This is a genomic window from Spirochaetia bacterium (genome assembly GCA_022482625.1).
GTDB lineage: Bacteria > Spirochaetota > Spirochaetia > Sphaerochaetales > Sphaerochaetaceae > Pleomorphochaeta.
On the sequence record JAKVOU010000001.1, the window covers coordinates 407,785 to 426,770 of the forward strand.

Consider the following 18,986-nt stretch of genomic DNA (forward strand, 5'->3'; position numbering starts at 1 on the left):
ACGATGTCAAGAAAAAAACTATGAAGGATATATACACAGGAAAATCAGCATCATCATTTGCATGGGAATACTTGCAGTTGTTGTTTCTATAATTGCAATCGGGGCAGGGGCATCCAATCTGAGTTTTTTTTCAGTAGTACAGACACTTCTGGGACATGGGACGAAACAGGCAAAGATTATCATCTTCGATATCAGGTTACCGCGGATCATTGCCGCCTGTGTAGCGGGCATCGGCCTTGCAGTATCAGGTTGTGTCATGCAGAGTATCCTGAAGAATCCTCTTGCTTCCGCATCGACACTTGGAGTTTCTCAAGGAGCGGCCTTTGGGGCTGCCTTTGCCATTATTGTCCTTGGTGCAGGAATGACAGACCAAGCGGCAGATAGCGTTGCTATTGCAAATCCCTATCTTGTTACGTGCTGTGCCTTCATAAGTTCGATGCTTTCAACCTTTGTAGTTCTTGGACTTTCACGATTCCGACACATAACACCGGAAACGATGATACTTTCAGGCGTAGCCCTCAGTGCATTGTTTTCCGGAGGCACGACACTTTTGCAATATTTCTCATCTGATGTAAAATTGGCTTCTGTAGTATTCTGGACATTCGGAGACCTTGGACGTGCCTCATGGAAAGAAATTGCAGTAATGTCTGTAGTTACTTCTGCCTTGCTGTTGTATGCATTGTATAACAGATGGAACTACAATGCTCTTCTTTCTGGCGAGCAATCTGCAAAAAGCCTTGGTGTCAGCGTAGATGTGTTACGGATGGTAGGTATGGTCCTTTGTTCCCTTGCCGCTGCAACTATTGTTTCTTTTGTCGGGATCATCAATTTCATTGGCTTGATTGCACCGCATCTGATGCGAAGGCTGGTAGGAAGCGATTACCGTTTTCTTCTACCGACATCGGCATTATGCGGAGCCTTGCTGATGTTGCTCAGTGATACAGCGGCTAGGATGATCATCTCTCCGATAATCCTACCTATCGGAGCAATAACTTCATTCCTTGGAGCACCATTGTTTCTTTATCTACTTGTAAAGGGGGCAGACAGATGCTGATGCAGATACATGGCATGGGCTTTGGCTATACATCCCATTCTCCTATATTGACGGATATCTGCTTTGACGTTTCAGAGGGAGAAAGTATTGCCGTACTCGGCAACAACGGAGCAGGCAAGAGTACGTTAATCAAGTGCATCGATCGGATTCTCAAGCCAAATCTCGGTACCGCATACATCAATGGCAATGATACCCGACAAATGAAACGAATGGAACTTGCAACGAATATTTCTTACGTACCTCAACAGGGTGAAACTGACAGACTTACTGTATTTGATTCCGTCTTGCTCGGAAGGAAACCATACATGAAGGGAAATCCATCTGAAGAAGATCTTAAGCTGACTGCAGATGCCATATGCAGGATGGGATTGCAAGGTCTTGAATTAAGATATCTTAATGAATTGTCTGGTGGTGAATTACAGAAAGTCATGCTTGCAAGGGCCTTGGCGCAACAGCCGAAAGTACTACTCTTGGATGAACCGACAAGCAATCTTGATCTCCATAACCAATATGAAGTGCTTGCCAACATTACGGCCATTGCCGAAGAGCAAAGGTTCGGAGTTGTCATTGTCATACACGATCTGAATTTGGCACTTCGTTATTGCAGCAAGTTTCTGTTTCTCAAGGACAGAAAGGTCTTTGCTTACGGTGGTACCGAAGTAATGACAGAGAAAATAATCGACGAAGTCTATGGTCTGCCTGTCGCAGTTGAGACAGTATGTGGAATCAGGACTGTAATTCCATTACCACAGGAAGATACCGCTAAGAAAATAAGGATAACATCATGACATTGGAAGATTTTTTTGCCTTGCATGACAATTGTGCAGTCTGCTTTTCCGGTGGATGCGATTCAGCTTATTTACTATATGAAGCCATGAAATCGGCAAAATCAGTCTGTGCGTACTATGTAAGATCAGCGTTTCAGCCACAAGTTGATCTTGAAGATGCGAAGAAAATTGCCGATATGTTACATGCTCATCTTACAATAGTAGATATTGATGTATTGTCTGATACGAAGATCAGAGAAAACAGCACCTTGCGATGCTACTATTGCAAGAAAGCAATCATGGCTGCAGTAAAAAAACAGGCTGAAAAGGATGGAAAACCTGTAATACTTGACGGCACCAATGCTTCTGATGAAGTTTCAGACCGTCCAGGTATGAAAGCTTTGGAAGAAGAGGGCATCCTGTCACCCTTGCGATTATGTGGTTTGACCAAGAAGGACATAAGGGAATCATCGAAACTGGCTGGTCTTTCAACATGGGACAAACCTGCAAATGCCTGTTTGGCAACAAGGATTCCTTGTGGAACTGAATTGTCATTATGTCAGCTTCAAATAATCGAAACCGTTGAAGATGGTCTCAGGAAACTTGGTTTTTCTGATTTTAGGGTAAGAGAACGAGGCTCAACAGCTAGACTTGAGGTGCCTATACAGCAGCTTTCAATGGCAATTTGGCAACGTTATGAAATACTCGGCATACTGCAGCCTTATTTTTCAGATATTGTACTCGATCTCAAAGGAAGAAAAGGAACAGACTAATGGAAAAGAAAGAGATACGTCAGTTGCTTGAACAAGTCGCAGATGGAAGGTTATCTATCGATAAGGCTTTGCTCAAACTTAAGATGGAACCGTTTGAGGAATTAGGTTTTGCCAAAATTGATACTCATCGTTCACTCAGGCAAGGAGTCAGTGAGGTGATATATGGAGCTGGAAAAACCGTAGAACAGATGTCAGCTATAATCAGTGCAATGCTACAGCAAGGTCAAAAAACAATTCTTATTACACGATTGACAGCTGCAGCAGCAGAACAACTTGCAGCAGACTATGCACTTGATTACCGTAGTGCTGCAAAAATCGGTATCATAGGAATGGTACCGAAGCCGGATGGTGTTGGAAAGATAGTGGTTGCAACCGGCGGTACGAGCGATTTTCCCGTGGCAGAGGAAGCGGCAATAACGGCAGAGGTACTGGGTAATCAAGTTATCAGGCTCTATGATGTCGGTGTCGCTGGCTTGCATCGGCTTTTGGCGCATCTTGAAGAAATCATGGATGCCCAAGCAATCATTGCTGTAGCCGGCATGGAAGGAGCACTTGCCAGCGTCATCGGTGGTTTGGCAGATTGTCCTGTCATCGGCGTACCGACCAGCGTAGGGTACGGTGCATCATTCAATGGGCTTTCAGCATTGCTGTCAATGCTGAACAGCTGTGCCAGCGGAGTAAGCGTCGTAAACATAGACAACGGTTTCGGTGCCGGTTATCTGGCAAGTATGATCAATCATGGAAAGGAGAAATAACAGATGAAGACATTATATCTTGAATGTACTATGGGAGCTTCCGGTGATATGCTTACCGGAGCATTGCTTGAATTATTGCCAGATGCAAAGTCATTCATGCAACGTCTTAATGGCCTTCAGATTCCTGGTGTGTCAATTACTTCAGCCAGCTGTACGAAATGTGGTATCGTCGGTACACATGTTACGGTAAGCATACACGGAACTGTCGAGGGAGAGGTTCATACCCATGAGGAAGAGCATAACCACCATGGGCATGAGCATCATCACCATGAAGGCCTTCACGGAATTGAACATATCGTACATCATCTAGACTTGGATAAACAGGTTGAAAGCGATGTGCTCAATGTCTATCAGTTGCTTGCGGAAGCCGAAAGCCATGCCCATCAGATGCCGGTTGAAATGATACATTTCCATGAAGTCGGCATGATGGATGCTGTTGCTGATATCGTCAGTGTCTGCATGCTCATCAGAGAACTTGCACCGGAAAAAATAGTGGCATCTCCAGTCAATGTGGGAAAAGGACAAGTATCCTGTGCACATGGAATACTTCCTGTTCCAGCTCCAGCTACTGCATACTTACTAAAAGGTATACCGACGTATAACAATGAAATTGAAGGTGAACTTTGCACGCCGACCGGAGCTGCCTTGCTTAAATATTTCGTAAATAGTTTCGGCCCAATGCCATTGATGGCAACAGACGCAATAGGCTACGGTATGGGAAGCCGTGATTTTCCTGCTGCGAATTGTCTCAGGACATATCTAGGAAATACTGGAGATCAGAATAAAGACACAGTCATCTCATTAAGCTGCAACCTAGATGATATGACTGGAGAAGATATTGGTTATGCCGAGGAATGTCTGCTTACAGCAGGGGCCCTGGATGTCTATACAATTCCCATCGGTATGAAAAAAGGCCGACCAGCCGTAAGACTTTGCTGCATGTGCAACAAGGAAAGCGAACAGGCAATGGTAGCATTGTTGTTCAGACATACCACGACACTTGGCATGCAGAGAATAGAAATCCAAAGATATGTCCTGGAACGCAATGAGAAAACCGTACAGACTGATTTGGGTCCTGTAGAAGTTAAGCAAGCAACAGGCTGGAATATCTCAAAGAAGAAATTCGCTTATGAGGATTTGGCTGGCATAGCAAAAAAGCACAATATGCCATTGTCTGAAGTAAGAAAAAAAATGCCGCAGTAATAACAAATAAAATATTTGAAAATGGTTAATAGATCATGCATAATCTGGATGCCATTTTCAGATAACTTTTTGTGTATTTTTTCCTGTAGAGTTTTCTACAGGAATTCTAGTTTACAGAATATACATTATTTACAAAATTTTGAATTGAAATTCTCTTCATCGGGCCACTTATTCAATCGCCAAAACTGATATCTGCAAGTAGCTGCAAAGGACTCCACACAATATTTGTAAAACCTGCACCGTCTACCGGAGAAAGATTGAATGCCATAAAAATCAGCAAATCATAGGTAGAAGTATCATTTATACTGCTATCATTCAGTATATATGCGGGATTGAAATCCTCATCGCTATAGTCAGCTGAAAGGCTAAAATTTTTTCCATTTGTTCGATAAAGATAAACTGGATCAGCTGTAAATAGTGAACCATCAGAATTATAATCTACGTCATCTTTTTGGGCATCAGACTGGCTCAATTCAAAACTTAATACACCATCAGTATCTGTCTTTGTTAGAGTGAATGTGGTCGAAAATTTTGTACCATCTTCCAATGAGCCACCCGCGGTTATTGTATAAGCAGGCGAATTCTGCTGTTCAGGTGTCGTTGTTGAACTAGCTACAGTCATCCCATAAAGACCAATACTTTCAGTATCATTATCAATTGACAAGACAGGACTGAACTTAGATGAAGAAAAGTTCTTACCATTATTACTTCGAACAAAATCAGTAGAAAAAGTTGATTTAAACGTAGATATACAGGTATCAACATCATCGACATTATCATCGGAATTGTTTGGCACAATTGCATAGAACAATGCAATTGAGGGTGTGTCCTTTCCCACAATTCCACTTATATTATATGAAAGTGCATTGCCATCACTATCCGTATCGCTTAACCGATAAGTCAAGGTCGTATAATATTCTGTCTTTGTCGTATTTTTGGTTGCAGTATTGAAATAGTAATAACATGGAGCATCATCATTTATACCATTATACAAATAGATCCACGTCGGCACACCACAAGACGAGCAAAAAAAGACACACCCGACCACAAGTAACAGATACTTACAGAATCGGATGTGTTTTGCTTCCATATAGATAATCTTGACCAAGTGCTAAAATCAGAATTTCAGCAGACTATTCTTTGCAAGCTTTCCATATTCACTCTTGGGGAACTGGTCAGCAAGCTGCTGATACTGAGCCTTTGCAAGGTCATTCTTTCCCTCTTTTTCATAAATTCGTCCAATGGTAAACATCGCCTTTGGAGATTCAGCAGCAAAGTTACCGAATTTATCCAACAGTTGTTGGCTATATTCCAAAGCCTTGTCATCATTACCCATTTGTTCCGCCGTAGCTGCAGCAGAACTCAATGCAACAGAACCCAAGTAATTCTTGTCAGAAACTTTGTTCCAAACAGCAACATACAGATCCAAAGCATCCTGATACTTCTTTTCGGCATAGTAACGATCAGCAACAACAAGTTTTGCTTTATCCCCGACATAGCCTTTTGAATTCTCAAGTGCAATGACGCCTTCCAATGCCTTCTGCACATTAGCATCATAATCAGAAGCCTTGCTGTCAGCTTGGATAGCCTGTGACAAAGCAACCTGTGCATTGTAAAGCTGGTCATATTGCTTGGCAGAAGTCTTATTGCCATAGATTTCAACAAAACCGATGATAACCAATGCAGCAACGACAACAATACATCCCCACAGGATCTGTCTCAGATGACTTGAAAGAAACGTGTTCAGCTTGTTTTCGGCTTCCAGTTCACTTTCTATATTTACTTTTTCTTTTTTGCTCATCTTTCACTCCTTGGATTGCAGGAAGACTGGCAGATGGCACGAGACCATCTACCAGCCCTACCCGATTTACTTCTCATCCTTGGAACGCATGAGATCAGCAAAGGTAAAAGTATCACTTTCATCATCATCGTCATGGATATACTTTGCAATCTCAGACTGTTCAGAACGCTTGATCATTTCCTTGATGGAAAGTGAAAGCTTCTGGGTACTTGGATTGCATTCAATGACCATGGCGGTAATCGGATCCCCTACCTTGAATTTCTCCAATACTTTGTCGGTGTACTCTTCATCAGGACCAATCAGATTGTACTTGCTGATCAAACCCTCGATATCACCGATAACTTTTACAAAGACACCGAAATCAGTTACGTTCGAAACAGTCCCGTTTATGGTGCTGTATTTCGGATAATCATGACGGAGTGTCTGCCAAGGGTTGCCCTCAAGCTGCTTGACGCCAAGACGAATCCTTCTGTTTTCCGGTTCGACGCGTGTAACAACGACATCAAGCATATCTCCTTCCTTGCAGAACTGAGACATATTCTTGACTTTCTTTGTCCACGATACATCGTCGATATGCAGGAAACCGTCGATACCTTCTTCCAAATTCAGGAAAGCACCACTGTTGGTAACCTTGACAACCTTTGCTGTCAACGTCTTGCCGACAGGATATCTCTCACCGATAGTATCCCACGGATTTTCCATCAGCTGCTTGAGGCCAAGGGAAACACGCTTCTTATCGAGGTCATATCCAAGAATCTTTGCATTGACGACTTGTCCGATACTGAGGACTTCTTTTGGATTATTGATTCTCTTTGTCCAAGACAGCTCAGAAATATGAGCCAAACCTTCAATACCCGGTTCAATCTCAATGAAAGCACCGAAACTGGTAATCTTTGTTACCGGAGCCTTGATGACATCACCTACATGGTAACGCTGTTCAAAGGTCGTCCATGGATCTTCAGACATGTGCTTGAGACTGAGGTTGATCTTCTGAGTCTCTGGATCAATATTGATCAGACGAAGCTGTACGACCTGTCCTTTCTTTACAAAATCCTTAGGTCTTGTTACATGTCCCCAGCTCATATCATTGATATGGAGCAGTCCATCAAAACCTCCCAAATCAATGAAAGCACCAAAGGAAGTAAAAGATTTTACCACACCTTCCACGACATCACCGATCTGTACGGTAGAGAAAAACTTCTCTTTGTTTTCTTTTATCTTTCTGTCAAGGTATTCCCTGCGGTTCACGACACTCTTCAGTTTCGTACCTGCATGGAACTTGTCAATGATGAAGTAATCTTCAATGCCAATAAGTGTCTCAGGATCTTCAACCCTGACTACATCAGCCTTTGAGAGAGGGCAAAAGCCTCTGTACTCACCACCGAGGTCGACTTCAAAGCCACCCTTTATGACCTTGACGAACTTGCCAAGCACTGGTTCGCGTTTTTCTGCTGCTGCCTTGAGGATGTCAGTCCTTTCCTTGGTATCAGCTCTTTTCTTGGAAACGACGATCTGTCCGCCCTTTCCTTCCTTGTTGATGATGACGACATTTACCTGATTCCCGATTTCCGGTACTTCCTGGAACTCTTCACGAGGAATTCTACCCTCGCTCTTGTAACCGACGTCAACAAAAACATACTCGTTGTTTACCTGAACCACAGTTCCGGTCACGAGCTGACCGTCTTCGATGTCATCAAGAGATTTAAGATTATCCTCCAACATCTGCTTCATCATGTTGGTCTTCTTTTCATCCATCTCACTCTCGTTAGCCACTTGCTTTCTCCTGATCCTAATATTTCCTATTTCTCCGCATGTTATGCGAGTTTATAGCAGATACCACTTTCTCACAAACTTCAGATATGGTCAAGTAAGATGTGTCAATTATAACTGCATCTTTTGCAATCTTAAGGCCGCCGAAGGCTTTTTCCTTGTCAATCCGGTCCCTGGCAAGGATTCCGTCAAGAACGCTTTTGTAATCTGTATCCTGGGGATGCTGTTCATAACGTCGCCGTGCCCGTACCTCTGGAGTTGCATCAAAGTAAAACTTGAAATCAGCATCAGGAAATACTACCGTAGTAATGTCCCTGCCCTCTGCAATCATATCCATTCCCATTGCAATGGAACGGATCTGCTTGTTTACCCACTTACGCAACCGAGGGTCTATGCTGACCTGTGCAACCCATCTGTCTACCTGGGAAGTGTGTAATTTGTCCTCAATGGGAATTCCCTTGTTACAGACCTTGCCCTCCGTTACGGAAAGCACCATGTGCTCAGCAACGGCAAGCACTGCATCCTGGTCCAAGGGATCAACACCCTCAAGTTCAGCCTGATAGGTTACGCCTCTGTAGAAGGAACCCGAATTAAGATAATAAAGGTCCAATCGCTGTGCAATCAAGGCAGCAATCGTACTCTTGCCCACACCGGCAGGTCCGTCAATCGCAACAATCATCCTAGTTCGCTTCCCGTGAAGCCTTGTCTGCGGGCAAATCTCCCACCAGCTTCTGCATTTCCTGCACCGACAACTGCCTGTATTGGCCTACTTTCAGGTTCCCAAGCTGGATATTGCCGATTCTGGTCCTGCATAGTTGCTTGACTTCATAGCCGAAATAACTGAATATCTTTCTCAGTTCCCTGTTCTTGCCTTCGGTAAGGACGACTTTTGTCCATTTGCTTGTCAACATCTGGTAACTTTTTATCTTGTAGGGTTGCTTCAAATCAATATAAAGGCCCTTACATGCAAGTTCAAGATCTCTTTTATGCACTTCCCTGTCACAGGAAACCAAGTATTCTTTTTCAATCTCATGCGAAGGATGTGCAATTTTGTTTGCTATATCACCATCATTGGTATAAATGATCAGTCCTGTAGAATCCTTGTCAAGCCTTCCCACATGGAACAGCAGGTCCCAGTCATTGATCATGATGAGCTCACGGGCATAAAGCCTTTCGTTCGGATCATAATTCGTGCAGACATACCCTTTGGGCTTGTTCAATGCAAAATAGTAGTTTTTTTCAATCGGTTCCACCGGTACATCATCAACCATTACAGCATCTTCCTTGTTGACTTTTGTCCCCAACTTCACGATGCGCTCATTGTTGACCTTGACTCTTCCTGCAACGATAAGGGATTCGCAGGATCTCCTGCTGCCTACACCGCTCTTTGCCAAAAATACCTGCAACCTGATCGGATACTCAATCTTCATCTCAATTCCTTTAATCAATTCTTTTGTAGCAGATGAACTATACAGGGTTTGACCATATGAGTCTAGCGCTCATCTTCATCTGACTGTTTTTCTTTCTCATCATCACCAGTAGCCACGAACCGCTGTTCATCAATCATAGACAACCTCGGCAAATCACTTATACTCTGCAAATTGAATTCCAGTAAGAATTTTCTGCTGGTCCCGTAGAGACATGGATGTCCGGGGACATCCTTCCTTCCGATTACCTTGATGTATTCCCTATCGCGAAGCAATCTGACGATTGTATCACTGGTAACCCCCCTGAGGTTATCAATTTCCCTCCGAGTAATCGGCTGGCTGTAGGCAATTATTGACAGAGTTTCCAATGCCGCCCTGCTAAGCCTTCTGTCCACTTTCTTTCCGTAGCAGGCCTTCAACTCATCATGAAGGTCAGAGGAAGGCAGGAACTGGTACCGGCCGTTCTTGTCAGAAAGTTCCATGCCATGCATAAAAAGCAGGAAATGTTCCTTCAATTCGGACAATGCACCCTCAAGGGCATTGTCATCCATACTTGTCATCTTGGCAAGTCTTTCCATCCCTACGGGTTCATTCTCAAGGAAAAGGATAGTTTCTACCAACCTTGCTTCCCTGCTGAGGATAGGACCCGTTTCCATGGTGGCCTTCCCCTTCGTCTTTGTTACCGACCTACGAGCCATCAGTCATCTTCCTTATCATCAGATTCATCTTCATCCAATGAGATTTCTTCGAAATCCCCGATACCGACCAAGTCTTCCCTTTCACCTTCAATTTCCCGTCCAGTCTTTTTGTCTGCCGTGGCTTCGGCAGGAACTATAGGCTTGTCAGGCAGGGATTCATCTTCTCTATGAATGGAGAAATCATCACCGTCTTCATCGTGAAGAATTTCCTGCTCCTTATAGTACCCCTTTTCAATTGCCTTCTCATACATTTCATCTATTTCATCAGCTTCTTCATCGCTGATTGTTTCTTCTTTCCGTTTCCTGATCAATATAGGACCGAACTGTTTTTCCTGTCGGATGGTAATCATCCTGAACTTACAGCCTTCGAGAATTGCCATGAACGCACAGATGACATGCATAGGACGATCAGGATGTACAATTACCTCAAGAAAATTTATTTCCGTTTTTTTTTCGAACAGTTCCATCATCAAGGTAAGCTTTTCGTTGACAGTGACTTCTTCAAAGACATTGAAAACCTTGGTTATGTTCTTGTTGGAAATGATATTGCTGAAGACTGAACGGAGCAGGTCAAGGTCAACGCCTTCAAAAAGCTCCTGGTCATCAAACGGAATCATAAAATCAGTCGGTTTTCTTTCAATGTAAATCTGGTCGTCTGCGGCTCCCTCTTCCAGCAATTTTGTGTATTGCTTGAATTTCTGGTAATCAAGGAGCCTGTTGACAAGTTCCTGGCGGGGATCCTCATATTCTTCGTCAAAATCAACTTCGACAGGCAACAGCATCCTGCTTTTGATATAGAGCAAGTCAGCTGCCATTTTGTAGAAATCAGATAGATCACCAAGATTAAGCTGACTGGCCTCACTGCTATGCAGATAGGCTAGGAACTGTTCGGTGATGTTACTGATGGGAATATCATAGATGTTGATCTCAGATTTCTGAATGAGAAACAGCAACAAATCCAGCGGCCCTTCGAAGGCCGCTGTCCTGAACATATGGGGAGCTCCCTCAAGTTTTGTACTTTCTGCCGTTTCCATCATTGTCCTTTCCTGCAAGAAATAACGGAGAAAAGAAGTTCACCTGGTCCCATCAGCTTTCCGATGACGGCTTTACCTCATTGCTCGCAGCTTCCTCACCCTTTTTTTCTTCCGAAGCTTTCGGGAACATAAGTGCACGCAGTTTTTTGTCCAAATCTGATGCAATATCAGGGTGATCAGTCAGGAAGGTAACTGCATTGTCTTTTCCCTGCCCGATTTTTTCATCATTGTAGCTATACCAAGAGCCACTCTTTTCAATCAGGTTATACTTGAGCGCGGCATCAAGTATGGAACCCGTATAACTGATGCCATGTCCGAACAGCAGGTCCAGTTCAACTTTCTTGAAAGGAGGCGCTACCTTGTTCTTGACAATCTTTACTCTGATACGGTTGCCATAGATATCATCGGCGCCTTTGCTGAGAGTCTCGATCTTCCGTACTTCCATTCTTACCGAGGCATAGAACTTGAGGGCATTGCCGCCTGTCGTCGTCTCTGGATTGCCAAACATCACGCCGATTTTCATTCGGATCTGGTTGATGAAGATGATAGTCGTATTGCTCTTTGAGAGAATACCTGTCAGTTTCCGAAGAGCTTGGCTCATCAGACGGGCCTGAAGCCCCATATGGGAATCTCCCATTTCCCCATCAATTTCTGCCTGGGGTGTCAAGGCAGCAACCGAATCAACGACAATGATATCAATTGCACCGGATCGGACCAACCTCTCACAGATTTCCAAGGCCTGTTCACCACTGTCCGGTTGGCTGATCCAAAGTTCGTCTATATTGACGCCGAGGTTCTTGGAATATGAAGGATCCAAGGCATGCTCGGCATCAATGAAAGCAGCTATACCGCCCTTTTTCTGGGCTTCGGCTATTGCATGGAGTGCCAAGGTTGTCTTGCCGCTTGATTCTGGTCCATAGATTTCAATAATCCTCCCTTTCGGATAACCTCCGATACCGAGGGCTTCATCCAAAAGAAGTGAACCGCTGGAAATGGCATCCACATCTGTCCGGGCCTGCTGGTCACCCAGCTTCATCAGTGATCCCTTGCCGAACTGTTTGTCAATCTGGCTACGGGCCATTTCTAGGACTTCTGCTTTCTGCTTGTCTGAAGAAGGAGTCCCCAGTGTACTATTGTCTTTGTTTGACTTTGCCATATGTATCCTCTCTAGTTTGTATACCCTATGATATACATGGAAAGCGACTGCTTTGTTTTCTAAAGGCTATCTGCCTGCCTATGCAGGTCAGCAACAAATTCCCCACGGTCTTTGTTCTTGAAAAAAGCACTGCCACATACTACGGCATCAACCCCTGCCTTTCTGACCTTGCAGACCGTGTTACCATTGATTCCACCGTCACAGCTGATCTTATAGGAAAAACCTTCCTTTTCTCTGATTTCAGCAAGCCTGGCAATTTTTTTGAGTGTAGAAGGAATCAGTACTTGACCACCGAAACCAGGATTCACCGTCATGACCAGAACAAGATCGACCATATCGAGTACAGGCTCAACCATTTCGACAGGAGTGCCGGGATTAAGCGCAACGCCACAGCCCTTGCCTGCATTCCTGATCATCTGCAATGCCCTGTGCAAGTGTGCCGTAGCTTCAGCATGGACTGTCAGGCAATCACAGCCGGCAGTAATGAAGTCCTGCAGGTAACGCTGCGGTTCTTCAATCATCAGGTGACAGTCAAAATACAGGCTGCTATGTGGCCGCAGGTCCTTGATGAATTTCGGCCCAAAGGAAATATTGGGAACAAACGCCCCATCCATGACATCCAGATGTACCCAAGATGCACCGCTTTTCCCTATGGTATCGACTTCATCAGCAATATGGGAGAAATCAGCAGAAAGAATGCTGGGTGCGATAATCAATTTTTCATTTTCCATACGCAAAAGCGTACCAGAAAAGAACGCTTGGTGCAATCGCTCTACTGATCCATACTTGCAAAATGTACCCAAAAGGTTTACCATGAAACTACAAATATGGAATTGTCATACTCATCGAGCATCTTTTCAATTGTTGCTCGTTTTTTTTGCGTTTCATTTTTTGTTTTTTTGGGAGGAAAATATGGAACTGAATGATCTGCAAGTCTTGTTGGCTGAAGAAAATTGGTCACCTGCTCGTATGCTTCGCTATACACCCGATTACTTTGATGAACTGGACAAGAAGATTGATACATTCAATGAAGAAGACCTGTATGAAGCCAAGGCCATGTGCGACGAACATGTTGAAAAAATTGTCCCGAACAGTGTAGTCGCGCGTTATTTGTCCGGCATTATTTCACTCCGGACCAGACCCCAGGAAGACAACTTCAATTTCCTGGATCTTATCTCTTCCTTCGTGCAGGTGCAGCAATGGCAGATCGTCGATTACCTATGCGCAAAAGTACTTGCAAAGAACGAAAGCAAGCATGCGCTGCGTTTCTTTGCCCAATCATGTGAAGCGCAAGGTAAGGAAGACGAAAAAATTGCCTTATGGCGCAGACTTGTAAAAGTAGATTTTGAAGAAACGACCATTGTCATGAACCTTGCAAAGCTCGAATTTGCAGCAGGACATGAAGAAGAAGGAATTGCCTATCTGAAGAAAGGTATCAACCGCTTCATCAACAATAAGGATTCTGTATCCATCAAGGCAAACTTCCCTCTGCTTATTGAGAAATTACCTGGGGAATTTTCCTATATGATGAGTCTTTGTGACCGTGTCGCATCACGTGTCGGCAAGAGCTATGCTGTTGCATTGCTCAACGACCTGCAGCCGCAGTACAGGGATGATGTTGACAAGTCAATCACCATCTATAAGAAAATACTTACCTTTGCACATGAAGACCAAGGAGCCAGGAAAAACCTCATCGAAGCCTATAAGAAAAAATATTCTGACCATGGCAGATTGAATACCTGTCTGGTCCACAGCAAGTTGGATACCCGTGGCAGCAAGGATATCCTGCATGCCATCGAAGACTTTGAAACAGATATCGCTTTCGACAGAGGAACTTTCGTTTTCCAGAAAAGTACCGGCAGAATCGGCCGCATACGGAGCATCGATGAGAAAAAGGTCATCGTTGACTTTGCCGGACAGAAAGGAACGGCTGGTTCACAGATGACTACATCAATGGCTTTCCGTAGTCTCCAAGCTTTGTCAAAGTCACATATCTGGGTCTTGAAAAGTGCCCTTAGCAAGGAAAAGCTAAGCAAGAAATTCATCTCAGATGTAAACTGGGGACTCAATATCCTCATGTCAAGCAACGGTGACAAGGCTTCTCTGAAGGAAATGAAAGCAGAACTGGTTCCGGATTTGCTTACTCCACGTGAATGGACAAACTGGAGTAATGAAGCAAAGAAAATGCTCATGAGTGATCCTCTTTTCGGTGTCAGTCCCAATGATCCTGATGTCTTTATCCTGCGGTCAACGCCTATCACCTACGAGGAAAAGCAACTCAATATCTTCAAGGGTGAAAAATACTTCTATGACAAAGTCAAGGATATGAGGGAATTCATTCTTAACAAGGGTGATGTCGAATCCGATTCCTTCCTTGAAATGGTAGCTTATTTCTACAGCTTCATCACGAACAGTGATGGAACTGCGCTTGCCTTGAATGATGTAACTGATACCATCGTTTCCAGTTACATGCAGCTTGAACTGCTTTACAATGCCTACAACATGAGTTTCATAAAATTGCCTGATGGGCTACCATTTGAAGCCCTGTATTCAAGAATTGACAATAAGATAGAACTTTTCTGCAATATCAAGGACAACGAGCTGAAGAAGTGTTTCATCAAACATGTGGAAGAGTGTGATCCTGATTGGGAAAAGACCCTTCTGGATATTTTCCCTTACTTCCTCAATAACACCATTCCGAATGCCTTCAGGACACATAGGAAGACCAAGGACTTTACAAAGATCTTCCGGCAGAGCGTCGATCAGGTACGTGATATGGGCAATGTGTTCATTTATCTCCATAAGGAATATCCACCCAAGGAATGGGCAAAGGCCGGTATAAGTGAAGAGCAGATGCTCTTTGCTGCCATCCAGCATCTTGACTATGCTCTCAAGTGCATCAGCAACAAGAGCAATGTCACAGAAAACCGCAAGAATGCCAAGATCCTTTCATCGTATCTGTTTGAATCAAAGACTGTGTATAACTACATTGAAAACGGTGATGAAGATCAGGCAAAGATGGTTTATTCCCTCATTGCTGACCTTCCGTTGGATGCTGCCCAAAGCGGACGGAAGATTGAGGTCAAGCACCAGATATCTACCAAGTATCCAGGATTTGATTTCTCAGACGAAGCTCCGCTTCCGGACAGGACAAAGATCATCCCGACCGGTTTGTTCTGCCTGCAGGCCAGCCTTGACAAGAAAAAGGCTGAAATGTATGACCTGCAGCATGTCCAGATTCCTGAGAATTCAAAGGAAATCGGCATTGCAAGGGAAATGGGTGACTTGCGGGAAAACAGTGAATACAAGTATGGCAAAGAACGGCAAAGATTCCTCAGTGCACAACTTCAGAAACTTTCAGGTGAATTGGACCGTGCCCAGGTAGTAAAGCCTGAAATGGTAAAAGGCGACATCATTGAGTTCGGTACCCGCGTGACGTTGCATGACAACCTGAAAGACAAAGATGTCGTGTACACGGTAATGGGACCTTGGGAATCCGACCCGAACAACAATGTGATAAACATGGTTGCTCCGCTGGGACAGCACATGCTGAACCACAAGGTCGGGGAAACGCTCAAGTTCACCATCAATGAAACCGAATACGATTTTTCTGTATTGAAAATAGAAGCAGCGATCTGATACAGGTTCCTACTAATGTTTGCAAAGGGCTGTTGCAAAAGTAAGTTTTGGATAGGCCCGAAACAGATGGAAAAGCAGACCATGGATACAATTGAAGTATGATGGCCTGCTTTTTCTGTCTTCCGACGACATCGTCCACTTTTCCATAAAAGAGAAAAAACACAAAACCTGTACACACAACATATCAGGATTTGAATCAAATCAGTGGATCATTACCGTGTTCTCCGATTTTCTGGTTCCGCCTGCAAGTCCATGTACCCTACCGGATTCATTTCGTTCCAAATGTACTCAAGGCCGGCAACCTCCGCTGTGAGAACCATGTAGGGATCAAGCAAGCAGTTCCTTCCTTCACATGATGGCCTTTTTCTACTAGACTGTATTTCATGAATATTTCAATTCTGTCAGCACAAATTTACCTTTTCACCCGTCATGAGGAAAAGGCGGAGGTCGTATGTCGACAGCTATGATCACCCAGCAGGCCATGGCGAATTCCCTGAAGCGTCTGATGAAGGTCATGCCCATCGACAGCATCCATGTGCAGATGATCACCGAGGACTGCGGGTTGACGCGCCATACATTCTACAATCATTTCCGCAACGTCTATGATCTGCTCGGGTGGATCTATGACAGGGAAGTCATAGATGGACTGGAGCAGTACTGTACGCTTCAGGATTGGCAGAAAGGACTCAGACTGGTGCTTGACTATACCCTCGACAACCGCATCGTCTGCTTGAATACCTTTCATTCCATAGGCCGTGACTTGCTGGAGGATTTCCTCCATCGGGTGTTCTTTCACCTGCTCCATGCAGTGGTCGAGGACATTTCCCGTACGGTGCAGGTATCCGGAAATCTCAAGAGCGAGTGCTGTGAGTTCTATGCCGATGCCTTGGTAGGTGTCTTCGTCGCCTGGTTGAAGGACAACCTCATGGAAGATCCAGAACGCATGGTCCGCCGCATAGACCGGATGTTGAGCGGAAGCATTGTCAGCCTGCTGGAACGTTATGCCGATCAGCCATTCTGAGACACAGATAGCTGCATCTGTGTAAATCAAACACGGAATCGCTATGTTGTTCATTGTATTCACGGGAACTACGGACTACATTCAGCTATGCAAAGGCCTTTGAAATACAAGAATGAATAGGAAATGAAACAACCATGAACAACTATGAACGAATAAACCCCAAAGCTCCCAAGGGCATCGAGAAACGACACGCGTATCTGCTGGGAGGCGGCATAGGCTCCCTTTCTGCGGCTGCCTTCCTGATACATGACGCCCATATGCCGGGCAACAACATCCACATCGTCGAGCAGTTGGACCGCATAGGCGGATCCATGGACGGAGCCGGAAACGCGGAAACCGGGTATACTGCAAGGGGCGGACGGGAGATCGAATCTCATTTCGAATGCTTCTGCGACCTTTTCTCCTTCATACCCTCCTTGACGGATCCTTCTTCCAGCGTACTTGATGAATTCAGGGCGCTCAACCTTGAGGAACCCATCGAGTCCCATTGCCGTTTGGTAGAGAAACAAGGAGTTCCAGCCGATTTCTCCTCGTTCGGACTGCGTCCAGAAAACGTCCTCGAACTGTCCAGGCTACATGCCCTTACGGAAGAGACCTTGGGGGCAACTACTGTGGAGCAGTTCTTCTCCCCCGGATTCTTCCAGACCAACTTCTGGTATTTCTGGGCTACGATGTTTGCCTTCGAACCTTGGCACAGCGTCGTTGAGGTAAAACGATATATGGAACGGTTCATGCATCTGATCGGAGGCATGAATCAGCTTAAGGGGATCCTCCATACGGAATACAACCAGTATGATTCCCTTATCCTTCCATTGCTGACATGGCTACGCAAGAATGGAGTATGTTTTGACTTCGGCTGTACCGTGACCGACATCGACTTCGATTTTTCCGACGACAGGAAGACTGCAAAGGGTTTCTCCTTCATCAAGGACGGAAAGGACAGGTATACTTCCGTAGGCCCTGATGATCTCGTCCTGTTCACCAACGGATCCATGACCCAGAACACCGAACGCGGAAGCTTGGATGTTCCTGCCATGCTCAACCGTTCGGAGGACAAGGGATGCTTCTCAGTATGGAAGAATCTCGCAGCAAAGTCTCCCGATTTTGGCCATCCTGACGTGTTCTGCTCCGATATCGACAAATCAAAATGGATGAGTTTCACTGTAACGCTGCGCGACGATGACATCGTGTTCCCCTACCTCGAGAAACTTACCAAAGACAAGCCGGGAATAGGCGGGTTGGTCACCATCAAGGATTCTCCTTGGTTGATGAGCTGGGTAGTGCCCAAGCATCCTCATTTCATCAATCAGCCTGATGATGTGAAGGTACTATGGGCCTATGCGCTCCACCTTGATGTGCCGGGGACATATGTCAAGAAGACCTATGAGGAATGTACCGGAAAAGAGATGTTCGAGGAACTGCTGTACCATATGGGACTTAAGGACCGGATTCCTGAAATCCTTTCCCATACCGTCAACGTGATTCCGGCGATGATGCCATACATTACTTCCCAGTTCATGCCCCGTGTCCATGGAGACCGGCCTGCGGTCATTCCGAATGGAAGCAGGAACTTCGGGTTCCTCGGCCAGTTTGCCGAAGTCCCCCGTGACTGCGTATTTACGGTGGAGTACTCCGTCAGATCCGCCATGATGGCAGTCTATGGGTTGCTTGGATTGGAGAAGCCTGTCGAGGAAGTCTATCCCTGCAGGTATGATGTACGCGTTCTTGCCAATGCGGCGAAGACTTGTCTCGGAATGAAGGATGTGCCGTTGTCAGCCCTGCTTTCTCAACTTGGAAATCTTGAGGTCAGCAAGTTGCTGTAGTTTCCTGCTAATGGAAAAAGCGACCCGGTCGGTTTGATCGGGTCGTCTCTCGCTTTCCTAAACTT

Annotated in this window: 17 protein-coding genes; 8 read left to right on the plus strand and 9 right to left on the minus strand. The window is 44.9% G+C overall.

Annotation, left to right across the window (positions count from 1 at the left end; translation table 11 throughout):
• The first annotated feature begins 61 nt into the window (after positions 1 to 61).
• Genes LKE40_01880 through larC form a run of 5 tightly spaced genes read left to right on the plus strand, consistent with a single transcriptional unit; the run spans position 62 to position 4,552 of the window.
• A complete protein-coding gene (locus LKE40_01880) occupies positions 62 to 1,054 on the plus strand; it encodes an iron ABC transporter permease (protein MCH3916231.1) in 993 nt (330 codons plus the stop codon).
• On the plus strand, positions 1,048 to 1,842 hold the full coding sequence (locus LKE40_01885; protein MCH3916232.1) for an ABC transporter ATP-binding protein: 795 nt from the start codon (positions 1,048 to 1,050) through the stop codon (positions 1,840 to 1,842). The genes LKE40_01880 and LKE40_01885 overlap by 7 nt, the downstream gene beginning before the upstream one ends.
• Positions 1,839 to 2,594 (plus strand): ATP-dependent sacrificial sulfur transferase LarE, encoded by a 756-nt coding sequence (gene larE, locus LKE40_01890; GenBank protein ID MCH3916233.1) that lies wholly within the window; start codon positions 1,839 to 1,841, stop codon positions 2,592 to 2,594. The genes LKE40_01885 and larE overlap by 4 nt, the downstream gene beginning before the upstream one ends.
• The gene (gene larB, locus LKE40_01895) at positions 2,594 to 3,349 is read left to right on the plus strand and encodes a nickel pincer cofactor biosynthesis protein LarB (protein ID MCH3916234.1); all 756 of its coding nucleotides are present in this window, start codon (positions 2,594 to 2,596) and stop codon (positions 3,347 to 3,349) included. The genes larE and larB overlap by 1 nt, the downstream gene beginning before the upstream one ends.
• Positions 3,350 to 3,352: 3 nt before the next feature.
• Complete coding sequence (larC, locus tag LKE40_01900) at positions 3,353 to 4,552, plus strand: nickel pincer cofactor biosynthesis protein LarC (protein ID MCH3916235.1); 1,200 nt, start codon at positions 3,353 to 3,355, stop codon at positions 4,550 to 4,552.
• A gap of 172 nt (positions 4,553 to 4,724) precedes the next feature.
• Here larC and LKE40_01905 read toward each other — a convergent pair whose 3' ends face one another.
• The 9 genes from LKE40_01905 to rpe all read right to left on the minus strand — a co-directional run bounded on the left by LKE40_01905 (position 4,725) and on the right by rpe (position 13,169).
• Positions 4,725 to 5,546 carry a hypothetical protein gene (locus LKE40_01905; GenBank protein MCH3916236.1) on the minus strand — a complete coding sequence of 274 codons (822 nt, stop codon included), beginning with the start codon at positions 5,544 to 5,546 and terminating at the stop codon, positions 4,725 to 4,727.
• A 123-nt stretch (positions 5,547 to 5,669) separates the two neighbouring features.
• Entirely contained in the window at positions 5,670 to 6,353 is a 684-nt protein-coding gene (locus LKE40_01910; GenBank protein ID MCH3916237.1) for a tetratricopeptide repeat protein, read from the minus strand.
• A gap of 66 nt (positions 6,354 to 6,419) precedes the next feature.
• A complete protein-coding gene (locus LKE40_01915) occupies positions 6,420 to 8,126 on the minus strand; it encodes a 30S ribosomal protein S1 (protein MCH3916238.1) in 1,707 nt (568 codons plus the stop codon).
• Positions 8,127 to 8,142: 16 nt separating this feature from the next.
• A complete protein-coding gene (gene cmk / locus LKE40_01920; protein MCH3916239.1) occupies positions 8,143 to 8,802 on the minus strand; it encodes a (d)CMP kinase in 660 nt (219 codons plus the stop codon).
• Position 8,803: 1 nt separating this feature from the next.
• Positions 8,804 to 9,571: an rRNA pseudouridine synthase gene (locus LKE40_01925; GenBank protein ID MCH3916240.1), complete on the minus strand. Its 768-nt coding sequence runs from the start codon at positions 9,569 to 9,571 to the stop codon at positions 8,804 to 8,806.
• 44 nt (positions 9,572 to 9,615) lie between these two features.
• On the minus strand, positions 9,616 to 10,248 hold the full coding sequence (scpB, locus tag LKE40_01930; GenBank protein MCH3916241.1) for an SMC-Scp complex subunit ScpB: 633 nt from the start codon (positions 10,246 to 10,248) through the stop codon (positions 9,616 to 9,618).
• Positions 10,248 to 11,285: a segregation/condensation protein A gene (locus LKE40_01935; protein ID MCH3916242.1), complete on the minus strand. Its 1,038-nt coding sequence runs from the start codon at positions 11,283 to 11,285 to the stop codon at positions 10,248 to 10,250. Before LKE40_01935 ends, scpB begins: the two co-directional genes overlap by 1 nt.
• Positions 11,286 to 11,334: 49 nt before the next feature.
• Complete coding sequence (gene recA / locus LKE40_01940; protein ID MCH3916243.1) at positions 11,335 to 12,438, minus strand: recombinase RecA; 1,104 nt, start codon at positions 12,436 to 12,438, stop codon at positions 11,335 to 11,337.
• 59 nt (positions 12,439 to 12,497) lie between these two features.
• Positions 12,498 to 13,169: a ribulose-phosphate 3-epimerase gene (gene rpe / locus LKE40_01945; protein ID MCH3916244.1), complete on the minus strand. Its 672-nt coding sequence runs from the start codon at positions 13,167 to 13,169 to the stop codon at positions 12,498 to 12,500.
• A 181-nt stretch (positions 13,170 to 13,350) separates the two neighbouring features.
• Between rpe and LKE40_01950 the strand changes: the two genes are divergently transcribed.
• The 3 genes from LKE40_01950 (at position 13,351) to LKE40_01960 (ending at position 18,921) form a co-directional block, all read left to right on the plus strand.
• Positions 13,351 to 16,077, plus strand: coding sequence for a GreA/GreB family elongation factor (locus tag LKE40_01950; GenBank protein MCH3916245.1), 2,727 nt, complete (start codon positions 13,351 to 13,353; stop codon positions 16,075 to 16,077).
• A gap of 451 nt (positions 16,078 to 16,528) precedes the next feature.
• Entirely contained in the window at positions 16,529 to 17,098 is a 570-nt protein-coding gene (locus LKE40_01955; protein MCH3916246.1) for a TetR family transcriptional regulator C-terminal domain-containing protein, read from the plus strand.
• 134 nt (positions 17,099 to 17,232) lie between these two features.
• A complete protein-coding gene (locus tag LKE40_01960; GenBank protein ID MCH3916247.1) occupies positions 17,233 to 18,921 on the plus strand; it encodes an oleate hydratase in 1,689 nt (562 codons plus the stop codon).
• Positions 18,922 to 18,986 lie beyond the last annotated feature (65 nt).